Source organism: Pseudomonas avellanae BPIC 631, assembly GCF_000444135.1.
Taxonomy (GTDB): Bacteria; Pseudomonadota; Gammaproteobacteria; order Pseudomonadales; family Pseudomonadaceae; genus Aquipseudomonas; species Aquipseudomonas avellanae.
In genome coordinates this window covers 1-1,536 of the sequence record NZ_ATDK01000147.1, presented here as the reverse complement: position 1 = coordinate 1,536, position 1,536 = coordinate 1, and the positions used below count along the sequence as shown (strand labels likewise).

At 50.8% G+C, this 1,536-nt stretch carries 2 protein-coding genes; both read right to left on the bottom strand.

The features are described from left to right. Nucleotides 1–60: 60 nt before the first annotated feature. The gene (locus DW49_RS1000000131855) at nucleotides 61–585 is read right to left on the bottom strand and encodes a restriction endonuclease subunit S domain-containing protein (RefSeq protein WP_122349228.1); all 525 of its coding nucleotides are present in this window, start codon (nucleotides 583–585) and stop codon (nucleotides 61–63) included. After that, entirely contained in the window at nucleotides 576–1,403 is an 828-nt protein-coding gene (locus DW49_RS0107540) for a hypothetical protein (protein ID WP_005622487.1), read from the bottom strand. The genes DW49_RS1000000131855 and DW49_RS0107540 overlap by 10 nt, the downstream gene beginning before the upstream one ends. Between the last annotated feature and the right edge of the window lie 133 nt (nucleotides 1,404–1,536).

Genomic DNA, 1,536 nt, shown 5'->3' with positions numbered 1-1,536 from the left:
TACAGATGCCCTATCGAAATGATGACGGAAATGATGTCCAAGCATCATGAGAGTCCATCCCTAACTCAATAGCCGGGTGTTGCACTCAGCCTCTGAAACCGCCGTTGATAAGTTCATCCCGGCCTTGGCGCCGGAATCCGTCAATGCTCGAAAGAGCGCCTGGCCATTCGCTGACGCGAGAAAATAACTTGTGTACAGAGAGTTAACAGTGGAAGGATCAAGCCTGACCAATGCAATATGTTGATTAATATAAGCTGGCTTTGGGACTTTGGCATCGACATAACCAACAACCCCAATATCTGCAGTAATTGAAATTAGTAAATCACCATTTTTCAATTGAGTGCGGGCGCCCTCGGAATCACCTTTGGGAAGTGAAACAAACCTTAAATCATCCAGCTGTGGATACAGCCAATTTCTCGAAAGATTTGTAATTCGTAAGAAAACCTCACCAAACTCCGAATAGTAATTAGCCCAACCCCGCGAGCCGCTGGTTATGAAAGGAGCAAAGTCGCCTAACTCTTTTACAGACCAACTTTCCGGACCCCTCCCAACTTCAGTCTGCTTGTACCCCGGATTCAGCTCCATACAAACCCCATCTTCTGCAGATGCTCGGCCACCTTGGCTTCCAGTTCGCTAACGCAACTTGTTAATTGCGGCAACGGGGTTTCATAACGCTCAGCTAATTGCTTCACGCGCTGGGTCAGTGTCTGACTGACACGATCCATCTCACAGCTGATGGCGGCCTTCAAGGTACCAAGCCATTTGTCATCCACGGTCAATTGCTTGATTTCCACTTCGGTCAGTTGCGGATACTTGGTATACGCCTTTTCGTCCAAATCAGCCTCCAGCTCCTTTAGCTGCTTTTTCAGCGCAGCTTCTTGGGCGGCCAGCGCCTGCCATTGCTTGAGCACAGCCAGCTCCTCGGCCGCCTCCTTGCCGACGTCTTTAATGCGTTCTTTAACTGTGGGTGCACTGATCTTATCGAGATCGGCGAACACCCCGTCTTCGCCGCTGTGTTCTTCCTCCAGCTCGGCCAAAGTGACACTAGTCACTCCCAGGTCAGAGCTAGCCTGGTCAATCTTCGCCTGTTCGGCTCCGAAGTAGCGGGCTACGATCAGGGATTTTGGTAGCAGGTCACAGGCCCAGCCTTTGTCCTTTTCCTTGCCCTTCTTGTCCTTCTCTAGGATGCGGTAAGTTTCGGCTTTCCAACCGTCGGCAGCGATCAGGTAAGCGTCGTCCTGCATCACACTGGCCCAGTAATCCATCAGGTGTTGGTAAACGTCATAAGCGTCGATCAACGGCTGCTCCTGGTAGTGCTGCAGCAGGCTTTCAGCAACCTGATAAATCAGTTGCTTGGGATGGAAACTCGGCTGCAGAGCCTTGAGGGTTTTCGTCTCCCGCACCCGCCAATCGTCAAAGTGTAGTGGTCTAATGATTCCGGACACTCATTTAGGCGAGAATATCGCCAGATATAGAGGTGTCTGATGACCAAACAACGCCGTACCTTTTCCATTGAATTCAAACGCGAGGCCGCAG